Raw genomic sequence first — 15,899 nt, 5'->3', positions numbered from 1 at the left:
GGGAACCTCCGCAAGGGGGTGGCTCCCCATGAGCGACTGGCGAACCCGTAAGGGTCATTAGTTCAAGTGCTAATGGCTAATGGCAAATTGCAAAAGACAAAGGACAAAGGACAAAAGACAAATGACATTAACCGTCCGTGTAATTTCCCCAGATAAAACGGTGTGGGACGCCACAGCTGAAGAAGTAGTTTTGCCCAGCACTACTGGTCAGTTAGGTATCTTGACTGGACACGCACCACTTTTGACCGCCCTAGATACGGGTGTGATGCGAGTACGTGCCGCTAAAAATCAGAATTGGCAAGCGATCGCCCTTTTGGGTGGCTTTGCCGAAGTCGAAGAAAATGAAGTGACAATTCTGGTTAACGGTGCTGAACGAGGTGACAAAATTAACCTTGAGGAAGCCCGCACTGCTTACAACCAAGCAGAAGCCCGTCTAAATCAAGTGACAGCAGATGATCGTCAAGCACAAATCCAGGCAACCCAAGCCTTAAAACGTGCCCGCGCTCGGTTTCAAGCCGCTGGTGGTATGGTCTAATTTGACTTTCTATCTCGCTTATTAGGTTGGGTAATACCCAACCTAATAAAATATTTATTAATTTTTTTAAAATTACGCCAAGTTTAAGAAATCGAAGCCAGCCTTAGTTAAGTTAACACTTAACTAAAAGGTATCTGTGCCACAGGTAACGCCACAAAAACTTACCGGGCTGGTGTGGAAGCTCTGGGGTAACAAGATTTACAGCAATGCAACTGATGCAGATTATAGGCGATCGCAATGTACGCTTGATTCCAGATGTCTTAGTTGGTAGCAACAGCAGAAATAACGGCTTAGTAGATAGGCTACTGTCAATGATTTTATGGAATCAAACTGGTAAACATAGTGAGCTAACACCAACGCCTTTACATCCACAACCAGTAACCAAAACACAACTCACCGCAGATAATGTTATTCCACCGATAGTTGTTAACTTTCCTATGGATAAGTGACATTAAGGTCAAATGATTTAATTATTCGGCATTTCTTAAAGTAAGCACAGCAGTTTTTGATAACTTGCACACTAAATTTAGGTAAAATATAATGCCATTGTTGCGGCAGTTCTCATGACTTCATCTGCGTCTTTTGACACATTAGAGTCTCTCCAGGCGGATATCGCTGAATTAATTGATCATTTACCGACCTTAAAACATCAGCAATTTATCAAACAGGCATTGGCTACAATAGTCCGTCTGGCTGATAGTGAAATTGATCGTCTCGACTGGAAGATCTTATCAGCAGCTTTAGCAGACATGGAGCGCGGTTTCCAGCTATTTCATGCCTACCGACATGTTCGCAAAGTCACGATTTTTGGTTCTGCTCGCCTAGCTACAGATACACCAGAGTACCACATGGCGCTTGAGTTTGCTCAAGCTGTTTCTCGATTGGGATTTATGGTCATGACAGGCGGTGGCGGTGGCATTATGCAAGCTGGTCATGAAGGTGCTGGACGAGAAAATTCCTTTGGCTTAAATATTCAGTTGCCCTTTGAACAGCAAGCAAACCCATTTATTGAGGGCGATCCCAAGTTAATTAACTTCAAGTATTTCTTTACGCGCAAGCTGTTTCTTCTCAAAGAAAGTGATGCTGTCGCTTTGTTTCCTGGAGGCTTTGGTACGCAAGACGAAGCTTTTGAGTGCATGACACTGAGTCAGACTGGTAAATTTGGCCCAGTACCTCTAGTTTTAATTGATCATCCTGGTGGTGATTACTGGCGGTCTTGGAGCGAATACATTGATAAGCAGTTAGTGCAAAACGGTCTTGTGAGTCCCGAAGACCCCAGCCTTTATACAGTGACAGACAATCTAGATGTGGCTTGCGATGCCATTACCGGTTTTTATCAGGTTTATCATTCCTGTCGCTACGTAGGTGATAGTTTAGTCATCCGCCTTAAGACAGATTTATCTGATGCTCTTGTAGAGCAACTAAATGCTGATTTTAGCGACATTATTCTTAAAGGACGGATTGAAAAAAGTCAGGCGTTACCTCAAGAAGCACAAGATGAAACTGTTGGACTACCCCGCCTCATCTTGTACTTCAATCAACGCGACTTAGGACGCTTGTATCAAATGATTGCAGCTATTAACCAGATAGGTACTCCTTCAGCAGAAGATGCGGCACATCCAGAAAGGAAGTAGGTGTCAAGGGTGGATTTTGCCACCCTGGCATTTCTTCTTAAACTTGCCACCTTGGCATTTTCTTTTCCTAGAAGAGGTTTATCATGAGAGCCAATTCCCAGGTTTTTCGGGTTTATAAAAACATGAAGTTCAATTTTCTTTATAAAATTTATTCCTAACTCTAAATTTATTTTTGAAACCAATTGCTAGCACTACTTTAGTTAGAAATTTTCTCTTTTCTTGTGCCTAGAGTTATCAGCCATAGCCATTCTAGGATTGTAAAATGCCAAACAAAAGCAATATCATTTGTATTTTTGGATAAGAAAAATACTATTTGTAATGACTCAATGCTGATTACCTGTAAAAAGCTTGTATATTAGCACAGGAAACAACTTACTACATTTTAATAGGGGAATAAAACATGCTTGTGGAATTGCTGGGTTCAGGTTTAGCATCACTCTGGCTGGAAATGGCTGGTGTACAAATTAAGCCTTTTGATGCCTTAGATGCATTGGCTTGGCAAAGTAGCCCTGGCTTAGTTCTTGCCCCTGATCCAAATCCAACTGGGGCTACTACAGTCCAACAATATCTCAAGGGACTAATAACATCGAAATTAGTAGTACAAAATCTGACGGGAAGTCAGGGAATTTGGATGCAGTCCGGGCCGATGCTGATGGCCAATCACCAAGGTACGACACCTCTGCCTGCTGCCTCCTTAACTAAGATTGCCACTTCACTAGTTGCTTTAAAAACTTGGGGGCCAGATCACCAATTTGAGACTTTGGTAAGTGCTACAGGGCCAGTGGTAAATGGGGTTTTAAAAGGCGATTTGGTAATTGCTGGCGGTGGCGATCCGATGTTTGTCTGGGAAGAAGCGATCGCCCTTGGTAATACTCTCAATAAAATGGGGATCAAGCAAGTAAAAGGGAATTTGGTAATTACTGGCAATTTCGCCATGAATTTCCAACGTCATCCGTTAATGGCAGGTCAATTCCTCAAGCAAGCGATGAATCATAAGACTTGGACTCGCCCCGCTAATTACATACACTCAATCATGCCCAAGGGTACACCCAAGCCTCAAGTCGTAATTGCAGGTAGTGTCAAATTTGAGCCACAATTAAACCCTCAACAAACCTTGCTACTACGTCACCACTCTCTACCCTTGCAGCAACTTATCAAGGAGATGAATGTTTTTAGTAACAATGAAATGGCAGAGATGCTAGCAGAGTCAGTGGGAGGAGCAACTGTAGTAGAATCAACAGCAGCAAACCTTGCTAGAGTGCCGCAGTCAGAAATTCAGTTAATCAATGGTTCCGGCTTGGGGCCAGAAAATCGGATCTCCCCAAGAGCTGCCTGTGCGATGTTGATGACGCTACAACGAGAAGCAGTCGCCCATAAGCTGACTTTAGCTGATTTATTTCCTGTGTCTGGATTCGATCACCGAGGCACAATGCATTCCAGACACATCCCTGCTGCCACTGTGATCAAAACTGGTACTCTCCGAGATGTTAGTGCTTTAGCTGGAGTTATGCCTACACGCGATCGCGGTTTGGTTTGGTTCGCTATTATCAACCGTGGCACAAATGTGTCAGCTTTCCGTACAGGACAAGACAACCTGTTGCAACGTCTGGTAAAACAGTTGCAAGTAGCTCCTTCTGTTCCTGCTGCTCTCACACCCCACTCAGCTATCAATTCTCTACCTCAACTGGGTGCAGGCGATCGGAATGACATTTTGTTTAGAAGTTAGTCATTTGTCATTTGTTAATTTAAAATGACTTTTGGCTGTTAGTTATTGAGGCTTTGCTTTTTCCTGCGGAATAATCTCCGTTACCACTCTGTTGCCAGAACTACCACCTTTTACCACCATGTTTTCGGTTTGCAGATTACCGACGGCTGTTTCACCTGTAAAATTTAATGGTGGATCAACTTGCCGATAAACTACATTTCCTTGAGCTTCAATTAACTTATTATCTAAATACCAAGTTAGCGTATTAGATTTTAGAGCTTGGCGACGCTGCCCAACGGCATTGACGTTACCTGTTAAATAAACCGTTTTTTGTGGTATTTTCATTTCGCCTTGATTGGCGGTTACTGTAACTTTTTCAGTTTGGTGGTAGACACGCACTGGTGAATTTGTATTGACAGTTTCGGCATTCATATTCCAGATCATAGAGTTACTAGCTATTTGTATTGGGGGTTCTAGTAATTCCATCTGGGCATTTTGTTTGACAGTAGCAATTTTAGTTTTTAAGTTAACTTCGGCAGAATTTCCCCTGCCACGGTCAGTAATTTGATTATTTTTGTAGCGGTCAATTTGTATAGGGCGATCGCCAATTAATTTCTCCTCTTTAATCTGCCAGATCAAATGCTCGGTTCTTATTTGCATTTGGGGATCAGCTGAATTTGCAACTACCCCTCCAGAAAATTCCATGCGTTGTTCGCGGGTTTTGACTCGTGCTTCCTGCGCTACTGCTTGGAGTTGTTTATGAGTGCCATTTAGCTGATTACGGACAATTAATAAATCTTCTTTGGGCCGCCATTCTAATTCATTACCTCGCAACACAATCCCATTGCGAGGATCTGTGGCAAGTATTTTACCTTTAAGAAATAACTGTTTCCCATCCTGTTCAATATCTGCTATATCTGCCTTGACTTGGTAAACTACTTTGCCATCTTGGTAAAGTTCACCATACGGACTTTCGGCCTGACCAATTTGTTTTTCTTGAGTGTATTTTGCCTGCTTGGCTCTGACTTTCCAAACTGGTCTTCCTACCTCATCTGCCTGTTCTAAAGTCACATCAAAGAAAGTTAAATTGCTGTCCCGCTCAGATGTACCTGAATCAGTCGATTTGGAGGCTATGGGGGATTTTCCCCCGCAGCCAACTAACCCAATTATCAAAAAGGTTAAAAAAATAAAAAAGGAGGGACGCAAGCGAGGAGTATACGAGTGGAGGAGTAAAGGAAGTGAGTGAAAAATTTTTCTGATCTCTCCCTTTGTGTTTCTCCTTCTCCCCTGTTGTTCTCCTCCTCTTGTCTCCCCCTTCTCTTGTCTTCCCCTCTGATTAAATTGATGCTTCATTATTCTTGAATTTCTAGGTGTCCATCACTCGCTCTTGGGTCTTCCAAAAAACCCATACTAGATAACGGTCGATATGGATAGCTTTGGCGAGGAGTTTTTTGGATATCTTCTTTGATGGCTTCTAAATCAATATAGCGATCGCTAACATTAATTAAGCTATCGCTAGTCATCGAACGCAAACTCACTACCTCTACCCGCACACCACGATAGCTGACCGAATTCACCGCGTATGCCAAGTCTCCATCACCACTCACTAATACGGCGGTATCATAAGAATCGACTAATGCCATCATATCTACTGCTATTTCTACATCCAGGTTAGCTTTTTTGGAGCCATCTGGTAGCTGCACTAAATCTTTAGCGATGACTCGATAGCCATTACGACGCATCCACAGCAAAAACCCTTGCTGCTTCTCGTTTGTCCGGTCAACCCCAGTGTAGAAAAAAGCTCGTAGTAGTCTAGAACCTCCAGTTAATCGACATAACAGCTTCGTGTAATCGATTTCAATCCCTAGTTGCAGTGCTGCATAAAATAGATTTGAGCCATCAATAAATATAGCGACCCGACCCCGATTTTCCAAAACTTGTTCTGGCGTAAATATTGAGTCGTTTTCCAAATTATTCAACATTGTTGTCATACCTCAGTTTTATCCCTGTTATTTTTGATACAAATTACCAACTTTTACATGCGAGCTAGAGCGGCTTATGATAATCTTCAGGGGCTAACTTCAGTTAAGCCCCGATAAATTTTTTGACAGAATTTAGTAGAGATTCAACAAAATTGGAGTTTGATAAGGTTTAATCGTTTTTTGGGGGTTCTATGCGTTTAAAAATGGGTTGGGGTGTACCCAACTGTTGTTTACTGGATAGTATCCCCCATGTTGCGTGAATGGCAAAAGGAACAGTAATTGAACTTTGTATTTGATCGTTAAAATCTATTCCAAAACCCAGCTGCTGATAAATATCGCTACTGATGTTGGGAATAATGGGGGATAGGAGATAAGCTGCTAGTCTAACTGATTCTAGAACTGCATAGAGTACTTTTTCTAATGCTTGTTGCTGTCCTTGCTTATATAATGACCAAGGAGCTTGTTCATCAATAAACTTATTGCTGGCTTGCACCAGTAGCAGGATAGCCTCACAGGCTTGATTGAAAGCTAGCGCCCCATAGGCTTGTTTTACCTGTTCCCCTAGACGTAAACCGATCGCTTTCAAAGGGTTCTCATCAGCAATAGCTTCATTGGCAATTGATGGTACATTGCCAGCACAGTATTTCTTCACCATGTTCAAGGTGCGATTGAGCAAATTGCCTAAATCATTTGCCAAATCTGCATTCAGAACATTAATGAATCTAACTTCATTAAAATCTCCATCTTTGCCAAATTCGATTTCCTTAAGGAAGTAATAACGAACGGCGTCACTACCATAGCGCTGAACTAGATCTACGGGATCAAGGGTATTGCCCATAGTTTTCCCCATCTTCTGACCATCTTTGGTCAAAAAGCCATGCCCAAAAACTCGCTCTGGCAAGGGTAAGCCAGCTGACAACAGCATTGCTGGCCAGTAAACTGCATGGAAACGCAGGATATCTTTACCAATTAGATGCAGGTTGATTGGCCACCATGTCTCTAAAGCATTTGCTAAAGTCGGCTCTGCATCTGGTTCAAGCAATCCAGTTACATAACCCAGCAGCGCATCAAACCAAACATAAAGAGTGTGCTTGGAATCAACTGGTACTGGAAAACCCCAATCTAGATTTACCCGCGAAATTGAAAAGTCTTGCAACCCTTGGCTTACAAAGCTCAAAACTTCATTTCGCCGACTCTCTGGTTGGATAAAATCCGGTTTAGATTGGTAGAACTCTTCGAGTTGAGTTTGATATTTAGATAAGCTGAAGAAGTAGTTTTGCTCGTCTCGCCACTCAACTTCCTTATTAGTATGAATTGGGCAACGCCGTCCCTCTAACAGTTCCCGTTCTTCCTTAAATTCTTCGCAAGATACACAATACCAGCCTTGTTGTTGTCCCTGGTAGATGTCACCAGCTTCCCAAACTCGCCCGAAGAATTCTTTAACAATCGCTTCATGACGAGTCGCGGTAGTCCGACTAAAGCGATCGTATTGAATGTTCAACAACTGCCATAAGCTGACAAAGCTGGGCACAATTTCATCACAAAATTCTTGAGGCGGTAGCCCTTTACTTTCAGCGGCTCGTTGAATTTTCTGCCCATGCTCATCTGTACCTGTAATCAGTAGTACCTGATGCCCCAGCAGCCTTTGAAACCGTGCTACTACATCTGCTGCCATTGTTGGATAAGCACTGCCAATGTGAGGCACATCGTTTACATAATATAACGGTGTTGTTAGTGCAAATGTCTTTTTTGTTTTATCCACTAGATTCATGCAGAATAAAAAACAACTTATTAATTAAAACGTTTTATATCTTACTTTTATCGGCAAAACCACGTAATTATATAACAATACTGCCTTTTTTTCAAATAACACCTTGATATTAGCAAGTTTCTAGATTTAACGATTGTTTGATCATAGATATAAATCCAGCTTATCTATCACCTACAAGACAGAAATTAGATAAAAATAATGCTTTTCAATGCTTTTTATTACACACAAATGTGATTATGAATACATAAGCTAGAACTCGGAAAATATCGTTTGCTTTGCAGTTCGGACATTTCTATCTTAAGGCGGTCGTGGCAGTAGTAAAGAAATGTAAAAATTAGGTTAAGATAAACTGCAATATTTTTCAGTAAAATATATTGATTAGGTATGAGTCGAAATAGCCCCCTGGATATTTCTCGCGCTTTCCTGGCGGCGCTCTCAACACAAATGTTTCGTTATTATGAGGATCGCATTCCCCAGGATGCAAGCGTGTTGGTAGTCAGCAATCACCGCAGCTTTATGGATGCACTGGTTTTGATGGAGGCGTTATCGAGTCCGATTCGCTTTGCTTGCCATCACTACATGGGACAAGTGCCAATAATGCGGGAGATTGTTACCGGACAATTAGGGTGTTTTCCCTTAGAAGAAACTCATAACCGCCAGCAAAGCTTTTTTGTGCAATCACAGACGTTGTTGCGCTCTAAGCAGATGGTAGGAGTATTTCCAGAAGGAACCGAACCAATGGTGAAATTTACTCAGCCAAACATGGTGGGTGAATTTCAACGGGGATTTGCCCATTTGGCATTACGAGCTGATGTGCGGGATTTAGCAATTTTGCCGATCGCGATCGCCTCGTTAGATGAGGTAAACACTTCTGGCTTTCCCTTACGGCTTTTGAGTTTATTTGACCCTTCAGAACCTTTATTTAATCAGTCTGGTTGGCATCCTCTAGTACTCTATCGTCGGGTAGCCGTGCTCATTGGTCATCCTTATTGGATTACGCCTCAACATCAAAAAAAATATCACGGTAAACAAGCCAGAACAGTTGTGGCTGAACTAACAGAACACTGTCATGGCGAAATTAGCAACTTACTACGTCAAGGCTGTTATTAGGGCGTTTCAGACTGTTTATGTGTCAATTAGCCCTTCTACATCTGCATAGCTAAATATAAGACAAGGAGTAATCAACTTATTGACCAAAAATTAATATATTCTGCAACGTCAGATTTTTAAATTAGCTTGTACCTATTCCCGATAAGTTAATTGCTATGTTGCATAATCTAAGTTTAACTATCGCTAGTAACTTCAGCTACTTTAAACGGGGTTTATACTCTCCACGCTATGATTTTATGAGAGTTTTGATTACACTGTCGCGCTGCAAATTGCGTATCAATCCAAACCGATAAAGTATAGGTTTTAACAGAACAAATTTGCTCAAACTAGGAAATTCAATTTAAATTTTACAATGCCAGAAGTTGAGTTAAGCCCTTGTTTCCTTACTCCTAAACGAATACAACCAGAGTATCCACTGTTTGTATATTTGCCAGGAATGGATGGAACAGGTCAACTATTGCGATCGCAAACCGCAGGATTAGAAGTTGGCTTTGATGTCCGCTGTTTGGCACTCCCACGCAAAGACCTGACCACCTGGGATGTACTAACTAAGAATGTATTGAACTTGATCCATGCAGAATTAGAAAAAAGCTCCCAGAGGTCAGTTTACCTGTGTGGTGAATCCTTTGGTGGTTGTTTGGCAATGAAAGTGGCAATCCAAACGCCGCAGTTATTTAAGCGAATTATTATAATTAACCCGGCTTCTGCCTTTGGGCTGCGCCCTTGGTTGAATTCGGCATCTCAACTAACTTCCTTTGTACCAGAATCACTTTATGATATTGGGGCATTGGGGTTATTACCTTTTTTAGCATCTTTGCCACGCATCTCCAGAAGCGATCGCCATGAACTACTAAAAACTATGCGTTCTGTCCCGCCTGCAACGGTGCTGTGGCGATTGTCTTTAGTACGCGAGTTTAATGTGGATGAAAAGCAGTTACGTCGCCTGACTCAACCAACGTTGCTAATTGCTGGTGCTAGTGATCGACTTTTGCCTTCTGTAAGTGAAGTGAAGCGGATAGCCAATATTTTACCCAATGCTAAAACGATGGTACTTCCTGATAGCGGACACGCCTGCTTACTGGAAAAAGATATTAATCTCTATGAGATTCTCAAAAGCCAAAACTTTTTAGAAAGTAAGTCTCAAACAGTTAAATCATCCGTATAAAATAAATTCTTTATTGGCAATTCAAAATGAAAAAACCGGAATTTGCAAGCATTCTGACTACCGAATGGATGCAGATTCTATGTTAAACAGCTTACACTTTAATTAATATTGCCAACACATCTCATGAGCCAAAAAATTGTAAAACTCCAAATTCCTTTTGAATCCTTAGTAAATGCGATCGCTTCACTAGGACTTTAAGAAAAACGCAGATTGTGGCAAATGCTGAATGAGCAGATTACACAAGCAGAAGAAGATTTACTAGAATCAGACCCTTATAATTGGGGACACGAAGGACAGCCAAAAGGCAAGCCAGTAGAGTAGTATATCCCCGGAGTTGGGCTAGCAGTTATCGGCGGTAAGGATGCTCCAGCCTGATTTACTTGCAATGTGGCGATGTGGTCATAGTAACTTTACTCAACCATATTCCCAGAGGACGAGAGCAACAAGGAACTAGACCTGTTGTAGTGGTTGGCTTACCTTGGGGAGAAGTCCGCTATCCAATGCTAATGATTAGACCTTTGACTACCCAAACAGGTTCATGGGCGAGCAATAATCCCAGTTGATATCCACGTCTGGAAGCTGGTGCTGGTGGGTTATCTCAGCCTTCCATAGGACTGCTGGATCAAGTCAGGGAGTTAGACACGCACCGAATATTGGCGTATCTAGGAACACTGACCTCTGAGCAATATGCTCCAATTGTTGAGGGACTAATACAGTTGTTAATACCAGAGAATTATTGATTTTGAGTAGGCTGAAAATACCAAATAGCAATATTATCTGCTCAACATTATTCACCTTTTATTTAACAAATTGTACTTGTTGGGAGATGTCAAGCCCCTTAAACTTTCGCTATAACCTGAATAGAAAGACTTTCAGGACGGTGCTGAGCAATGACAGACAAACCCCAACAACAAACAAAGGTGAACCAATCAGTTAATTCACCCACAAAATCTTTAGAAGTAGAAATCAATAATAAACCATCAGCACAAGAGGAGCCGTCTGTATTCGAGTCTTTTGTCAAAAATGTCGCCCAAGTTGTCAATATAGCAATTGAAGTGGGACAAGCAGCGACGAAACAAACACACAACTTAATTGAGCAAACAACTCAAACCACCGGAAATGTAGTGAATCGCCTCAGCGAAAATTGGCTGATTAGAAAACTATCTGGAGTATTAAATCTTAATTGGCTGATTGGTGCTACTGATGTTGTGGATTTGGAGAAAGCAGAAGTTGCGGTGAATAAATTAAAGCAACAATATCCCAATGAATCACCCAGTCAGATTTCCCACCGAATTATGGTGGAAAAAGCAACTCAAGCAGGCGGAATTGGACTAGCAACTAGTATTTTGCCAGGAGTTGCAGTAGCATTCCTAGCAATTGATTTAGCAGCAACAACAAAATTGCAGTCAGAAATGCTTTATCAGATTGCATCTGCTTATGGCTTAAATTTAAAAGACCCGGCTCGCAAGGGTGAAGTTTTAGCAATTTTTGGTCTAGCGTTGGGTGGTGGTCGTCTTTTGAAAGCTGCGGGTTTAGGTTTGCTGCGAAATGTACCTTTTGCTGGTGCAGCGATCGCCGCTAGCTCAAATGCAACGATGATCTATTCATTGGGGTATGCTGCTTGTCGGTTTTATGAAACGAAGCTGGATGAATCAACTTCCCTCAACTCTCCACAAACATTGGCAAATTTAAAAGCAGAGAGCGAAAAGTATCTAGAAAAAGCGATCGCTCAAGAGGCAATCATGGATCAAATCTTAGTTCACATGATCCTGGCGAGTCATCCAGAAAAAACTTGGTCAGAAATTTTACCAGAGTTAAAAGCGCTGAACTTGAGTTCTGCCTCTTTGGATGCCATAGCGCAAAATATTAAGTCACCCCAGCCTTTAGATACCTTAATTAGTCAACTCAACCGTGATTTTGCCATACCTTTACTGGCGCAGTGCAAAAAAATTGCCCAACTTGACAATCAGACTACACCAGTTGAGCAACAAGTGATTGATGCGATCGCTGCTAAATTTAATCTTAGAAATGAGGAATAGAGAATGTGCGATCGCCTAAGGCGGGGCGTAGCCCATCGCTTTGATGATTGCGTGAATTACTGAAATAATGGCGTTTACGAATTACTTTGACTCCAATCTTCAATTTCTAAGCCTTCAATTTTCTCGAAATCTCTGTGATTATTAGTCACAATAACCAAATTGTTAGTAATAGCAATTCCTGCTATTAGAATATCGATATCGTCTACTGGTGTCCCCTTCTTTCTTAACTTGGCATACATATCACCAGAAATTGTTGTAGATTCTGTAGTTAGAGGCAAAACTGTATTATATGAGACAAATTATAAAAAAGATGTTAGTTGTTTCTGTGCGTCACGGTGCTTCAATCCGCTAACTATTTCGTAATAGGTGATGATACTAATATTGATTTTGCCATATTCTTTAACATACGCATTAAAATTTTCAATCATCAGGGATTGATTGCGGAAAAATAAGGATAAAATGTTGGTATCAACCAAGGCTGGTTTCATCGCTTCTTCTTCGCAAAAAATCCTGCTGGCGACGTGTGATTATTTCTTCGTTTAAGTCAGCCAATGTTTCATCTGACATATCATACCAACAACCACCAAACTGCATTATTCGTTCTGCTGTACCTTTAGATGCTTCCACACCAACTCTAAAATAATAAATAAAATTATATAATTCTTCCAGCTTTTCTTCAGGAATGAGATTTATTTCTTTCAAGAGTTTTGTACGTAGATTTGATGGTTCCATATAACAAATTTTTTTTAGTAATTATCTGATAAGTTAATTATATTTGATAGTTCGTATTGTAGGCATAACAGCTTATGATTGCGTGAATTACTCAAATGAGTTATAAAATAAGGGCATCGAGAAAGCAATCTGCCTTTTTACTTGCGGAAAACACCAAAATAAATACGCGATGTACTGAAATTAGAAAGTAAACCCCAGTTTGAGAAAGTAACATGTGTTTTTGCTTGCGAAATTTACTGAAATGAGAAAGCATTTAAGCATTTTGAGTAAACAAACCGCGTTTTGAGAAAGCATTTAAGCATTTTGAGTAAGTATTTGATGAAATGATAAAGCAATATGCCATTTTGCTGATTAAAATTGATTTTATGTGTTTTTTGATGAAGTAATGAGGAAAGGCGATCACCACAGTATATGAAGAAAATTTCTGAAGCGATCGCCAAAGATCCCTTGCCACAGATTCCCGACTTCTTTAAGAAGTCGGGAATCTAAATAATCGAAGGAAAGCCTTAGATGTTAAAGTTTACAAGTCTCGACGCGAGAGAAGAACCCCCCTTAAACCTGACCAACCCCACAACCAACAGACCCCACCATCAGGTAGATGTCCCTCTGGTGCTGAGGTATTAAAGCTTACTTCTTCCGGGTAGTTTATCCAACTTCCTTGCACTTTCCATCCCACGCGATCGCAAAACCTATCTTCAGCTTCTTCATGATATTTACCATCTGCCTTGCCACCAACGCTGAGATAAATTTTCTTTTGAACGCTGAAGCCAAAGCGCCCGTTGCTGTATTTCACCCAAAGTTGGTCAATGGTGCGTAAATCAGTAGAGGGAAAATTTTTGATGGATTCGCGATCAAGACAACGTTCCTTTTCTCTGCCAGATGCTTGGAACATAACAGTGAAAGTTTCCGTATCCGCTTCTTGCCACTTACCTGCTGCTAGCAAATCCCGCAATCGCCTGTAGTTTACTCCCTTCTCAGAACTGAGGTCATCGGCTTGAACTTCTGTGATCGGCTTTTCCTGTGTAATTCCCCACACTAGATGATCTAGTGCTTCATTATCATCTAACCCATTGCTAAAACTTACCCAATTCAGTTGTTTAAGAAAGTCCAAATTATGTGGAATTTCTTTAACTCCTGGTAGCAAGACGGGAATTACAGGGATATCTGCTTCCACAAGTTTGCCGATAAGCGATCGCAATTCCATTACCTGCCATTTTCCCAATCCTTGCGGCCCGATATAGTTGCTAGTATATTCACTGAATAGCAGCTCAATAGCAGAGATGCTGTCTGCAATATCTACATATAGATTGCGGTAAATTCCAGCAAAAAAGCAACTAAAGTATCTTACTTCTTATGGGATGGGCGTCTGGCCCGTCTTATTAACTCGGCAGGCATGATGTCCACCCCACAAGATTAGATAATTTATTAGTTGGAGTTCTCGAAAACTGGGTAATAATCCCCAATGCCCCATTCCCTCTGCAAGCATGAAGCAAGAATTTTGAGCAATACTGGTACAAGAAGGAATACTTACACAAAATCCAAAAATGGCAATTCAACCTAGTGATACGCCTTTGCTAGAGTGGGCAGGCGATAGTTTGGCAATTGGATTATTTGAAGATGCAGTAGAGTTAACTGGTGAACTGGCAACTTTAAATGACAAACTTGGCGGGATTTTAAAAGAACTAATTGCCGAAGAGGAATTTACAGCAAAAGCTAACAGCACCATTTTCACCCGCGTAGGTGCTGGTAGCCCAGTTCGTAAAGTGATTCTAGTAGGTTTAGGAAAACCAGAAGCACTAAAATTAGACACCCTGCGACGCGCTGCTGCGGCTGTAGCCAGAGTAGCCAAAAAGCAAAAAAGCAAAACTTTGGGGTTTAGTTTTCCATTATGGAACAACGATCCCGCAGCAACCGCCCAAGCGATCGCAGAAGGTGTGCAACTGGCACTTTACCAAGATATTCGCTTTAAGTCAGAGCCAGAAGATAAAGGGCCACAAGTCGAAACCGTAGATTTACTAGGATTCGGTGGACAAGAAGCAGCCATTAGCCGTGCCAATCAAATCGTATCAGGAGTAATCTTGGCACGGCAGTTGGTAGCAGCCCCAGCCAACGCAGTTACACCAATTACTTTGGCAGAAACAGCCCAAGCGATCGCCAAAGATCACGGTTTGCAAGTAGAAATTCTGGAACGAGAAGACTGTGAAAAATTGGGTATGGGTGCTTTTTTGGGCGTTGCTCAAGCTTCTGAATTGCCACCTAAATTTATTCATCTGACTTATAAGCCAGAAGGTACACCCAAACGCAAACTAGCAATTATTGGTAAAGGTCTAACCTTCGACTCTGGCGGACTCAATATCAAAGGTGCTGGTAGCGGCATCGAAACCATGAAAATTGATATGGGTGGAGCTGCTGCTACCTTCGGCGCAGCAAAAGCAATTGCCCAGATCAAGCCAGATGTTGAAGTTCACTTTATCTCAGCGGCAACAGAGAACATGATTAGTGGTCGCGCTATGCACCCTGGAGACGTTCTCACAGCATCTAATGGCAAAACAATAGAAGTGAATAATACCGACGCTGAAGGACGTTTGACCCTAGCAGATGCCTTAGTGTATACCGAGAAACTGGGATTAGATGCGATCGTTGATTTAGCCACCTTGACTGGTGCAAACGTCATAGCTCTAGGTGATGACATAGCTGGTTTGTTCACTCCCAATGATGCCGTGGCTGCTGAACTGGAAAAAGCTGCTGAAACATCAGGAGAAAAGATTTGGCGGATGCCAATGGAAGAAAAATATTTTGAAGGGCTGAAATCTGGTATTGCGGACATGAAAAACACTGGCCCGCGTCCAGGTGGAGCCATTACCGCAGCCCTTTTCCTCAAACAGTTTGTCAAAGAAACCCCTTGGGCACACTTAGACATTGCTGGCCCAGTGTGGACAGATAAAGAAAATGGCTACAACGGTTCGGGAGCAACTGGTTACGGCGTTCGTACCTTAGTTAACTGGGTACTGGGGACTGGGGACTAGGGACTGGGTATTGGGGATTGGGAACTAGGGACTGGGGAAAGGGGTAAGGGGTAAGGGGGAAAAGGAAAAACCATCCCTTTATTCTTTAACCTTTTCCCCTTCTTAAGAGTCCCCAATTCCCCACACTTCGTGTTATTATCTTTTGCCTGCTGCCCAAATTTGTTGCAATAGTAACAGAAGTCAATTGGCAGTTATAAATT

At 41.8% G+C, this 15,899-nt stretch carries 15 protein-coding genes and 1 pseudogene; 9 read left to right on the top strand and 7 right to left on the bottom strand.

Annotated features, from left to right (window positions below; translation table 11 throughout):
• The first annotated feature begins 121 nt into the window (after positions 1-121).
• The 4 genes and pseudogenes from atpC (at position 122) to FNW02_RS04460 (ending at position 3,895) form a co-directional block, all read left to right on the top strand.
• Positions 122-535 carry an ATP synthase F1 subunit epsilon gene (gene atpC / locus FNW02_RS04475; protein ID WP_191756373.1) on the top strand — a complete coding sequence of 138 codons (414 nt, stop codon included), beginning with the start codon at positions 122-124 and terminating at the stop codon, positions 533-535.
• A 126-nt stretch (positions 536-661) separates the two neighbouring features.
• Positions 662-984, top strand: a pseudogene (locus FNW02_RS04470) (flotillin family protein); the annotation flags it as partial.
• A 114-nt stretch (positions 985-1,098) separates the two neighbouring features.
• The gene (locus FNW02_RS04465) at positions 1,099-2,169 is read left to right on the top strand and encodes an LOG family protein (protein WP_191756372.1); all 1,071 of its coding nucleotides are present in this window, start codon (positions 1,099-1,101) and stop codon (positions 2,167-2,169) included.
• 400 nt (positions 2,170-2,569) lie between these two features.
• Positions 2,570-3,895, top strand: coding sequence for a D-alanyl-D-alanine carboxypeptidase (locus FNW02_RS04460; RefSeq protein ID WP_191756371.1), 1,326 nt, complete (start codon positions 2,570-2,572; stop codon positions 3,893-3,895).
• Between the two features lie 42 nt (positions 3,896-3,937).
• On the opposite strand, the gene lptC is transcribed toward FNW02_RS04460, so the two are convergent.
• The 3 genes from lptC to metG form a co-directional block, all read right to left on the bottom strand.
• Entirely contained in the window at positions 3,938-5,227 is a 1,290-nt protein-coding gene (gene lptC / locus FNW02_RS04455; protein WP_191756370.1) for an LPS export ABC transporter periplasmic protein LptC, read from the bottom strand.
• Entirely contained in the window at positions 5,227-5,856 is a 630-nt protein-coding gene (locus FNW02_RS04450; RefSeq protein WP_162395541.1) for a LabA-like NYN domain-containing protein, read from the bottom strand. Before FNW02_RS04450 ends, lptC begins: the two co-directional genes overlap by 1 nt.
• Positions 5,857-6,025: 169 nt before the next feature.
• Complete coding sequence (gene metG, locus FNW02_RS04445) at positions 6,026-7,627, bottom strand: methionine--tRNA ligase (RefSeq protein WP_191756369.1); 1,602 nt, start codon at positions 7,625-7,627, stop codon at positions 6,026-6,028.
• A 384-nt stretch (positions 7,628-8,011) separates the two neighbouring features.
• On the opposite strand from metG, the gene FNW02_RS04440 reads away from it, so the two are divergent.
• From FNW02_RS04440 to FNW02_RS04425, 4 genes are all read left to right on the top strand, one after another.
• Positions 8,012-8,737: a lysophospholipid acyltransferase family protein gene (locus FNW02_RS04440; protein WP_191756368.1), complete on the top strand. Its 726-nt coding sequence runs from the start codon at positions 8,012-8,014 to the stop codon at positions 8,735-8,737.
• Positions 8,738-9,089: 352 nt separating this feature from the next.
• On the top strand, positions 9,090-9,902 hold the full coding sequence (locus tag FNW02_RS04435) for an alpha/beta fold hydrolase (protein WP_191756367.1): 813 nt from the start codon (positions 9,090-9,092) through the stop codon (positions 9,900-9,902).
• Positions 9,903-10,297: 395 nt separating this feature from the next.
• Positions 10,298-10,465 carry a type II toxin-antitoxin system PemK/MazF family toxin gene (locus FNW02_RS39860; RefSeq protein WP_348535360.1) on the top strand — a complete coding sequence of 56 codons (168 nt, stop codon included), beginning with the start codon at positions 10,298-10,300 and terminating at the stop codon, positions 10,463-10,465.
• Between the two features lie 327 nt (positions 10,466-10,792).
• Complete coding sequence (locus FNW02_RS04425; protein ID WP_191756366.1) at positions 10,793-11,941, top strand: EcsC family protein; 1,149 nt, start codon at positions 10,793-10,795, stop codon at positions 11,939-11,941.
• A 74-nt stretch (positions 11,942-12,015) separates the two neighbouring features.
• Here the strand turns inward: FNW02_RS04425 and FNW02_RS04420 are convergent, their stop codons facing one another.
• The 4 genes from FNW02_RS04420 to FNW02_RS04405 all read right to left on the bottom strand — a co-directional run bounded on the left by FNW02_RS04420 (position 12,016) and on the right by FNW02_RS04405 (position 13,895).
• Positions 12,016-12,219 carry a PIN domain-containing protein gene (locus FNW02_RS04420; RefSeq protein WP_191756365.1) on the bottom strand — a complete coding sequence of 68 codons (204 nt, stop codon included), beginning with the start codon at positions 12,217-12,219 and terminating at the stop codon, positions 12,016-12,018.
• Positions 12,220-12,240: 21 nt separating this feature from the next.
• Positions 12,241-12,429, bottom strand: coding sequence for a PIN domain-containing protein (locus tag FNW02_RS04415; protein ID WP_191756364.1), 189 nt, complete (start codon positions 12,427-12,429; stop codon positions 12,241-12,243).
• Positions 12,410-12,673 carry a hypothetical protein gene (locus tag FNW02_RS04410; protein WP_191756363.1) on the bottom strand — a complete coding sequence of 88 codons (264 nt, stop codon included), beginning with the start codon at positions 12,671-12,673 and terminating at the stop codon, positions 12,410-12,412. Before FNW02_RS04410 ends, FNW02_RS04415 begins: the two co-directional genes overlap by 20 nt.
• A 520-nt stretch (positions 12,674-13,193) precedes the next feature.
• Positions 13,194-13,895: a GUN4 domain-containing protein gene (locus FNW02_RS04405; protein ID WP_225225415.1), complete on the bottom strand. Its 702-nt coding sequence runs from the start codon at positions 13,893-13,895 to the stop codon at positions 13,194-13,196.
• Positions 13,896-14,217: 322 nt separating this feature from the next.
• Between FNW02_RS04405 and FNW02_RS04400 the strand changes: the two genes are divergently transcribed.
• On the top strand, positions 14,218-15,699 hold the full coding sequence (locus tag FNW02_RS04400; RefSeq protein ID WP_191756362.1) for a leucyl aminopeptidase: 1,482 nt from the start codon (positions 14,218-14,220) through the stop codon (positions 15,697-15,699).
• Positions 15,700-15,899: the final 200 nt, after the last annotated feature.

This window comes from Komarekiella delphini-convector SJRDD-AB1, assembly GCF_014831675.1.
GTDB lineage: Bacteria > Cyanobacteriota > Cyanobacteriia > Cyanobacteriales > Nostocaceae > Komarekiella.
The sequence above is the reverse complement of the archived record's forward strand: the minus strand, read 5'-3'. Positions and strand labels throughout refer to the sequence as shown.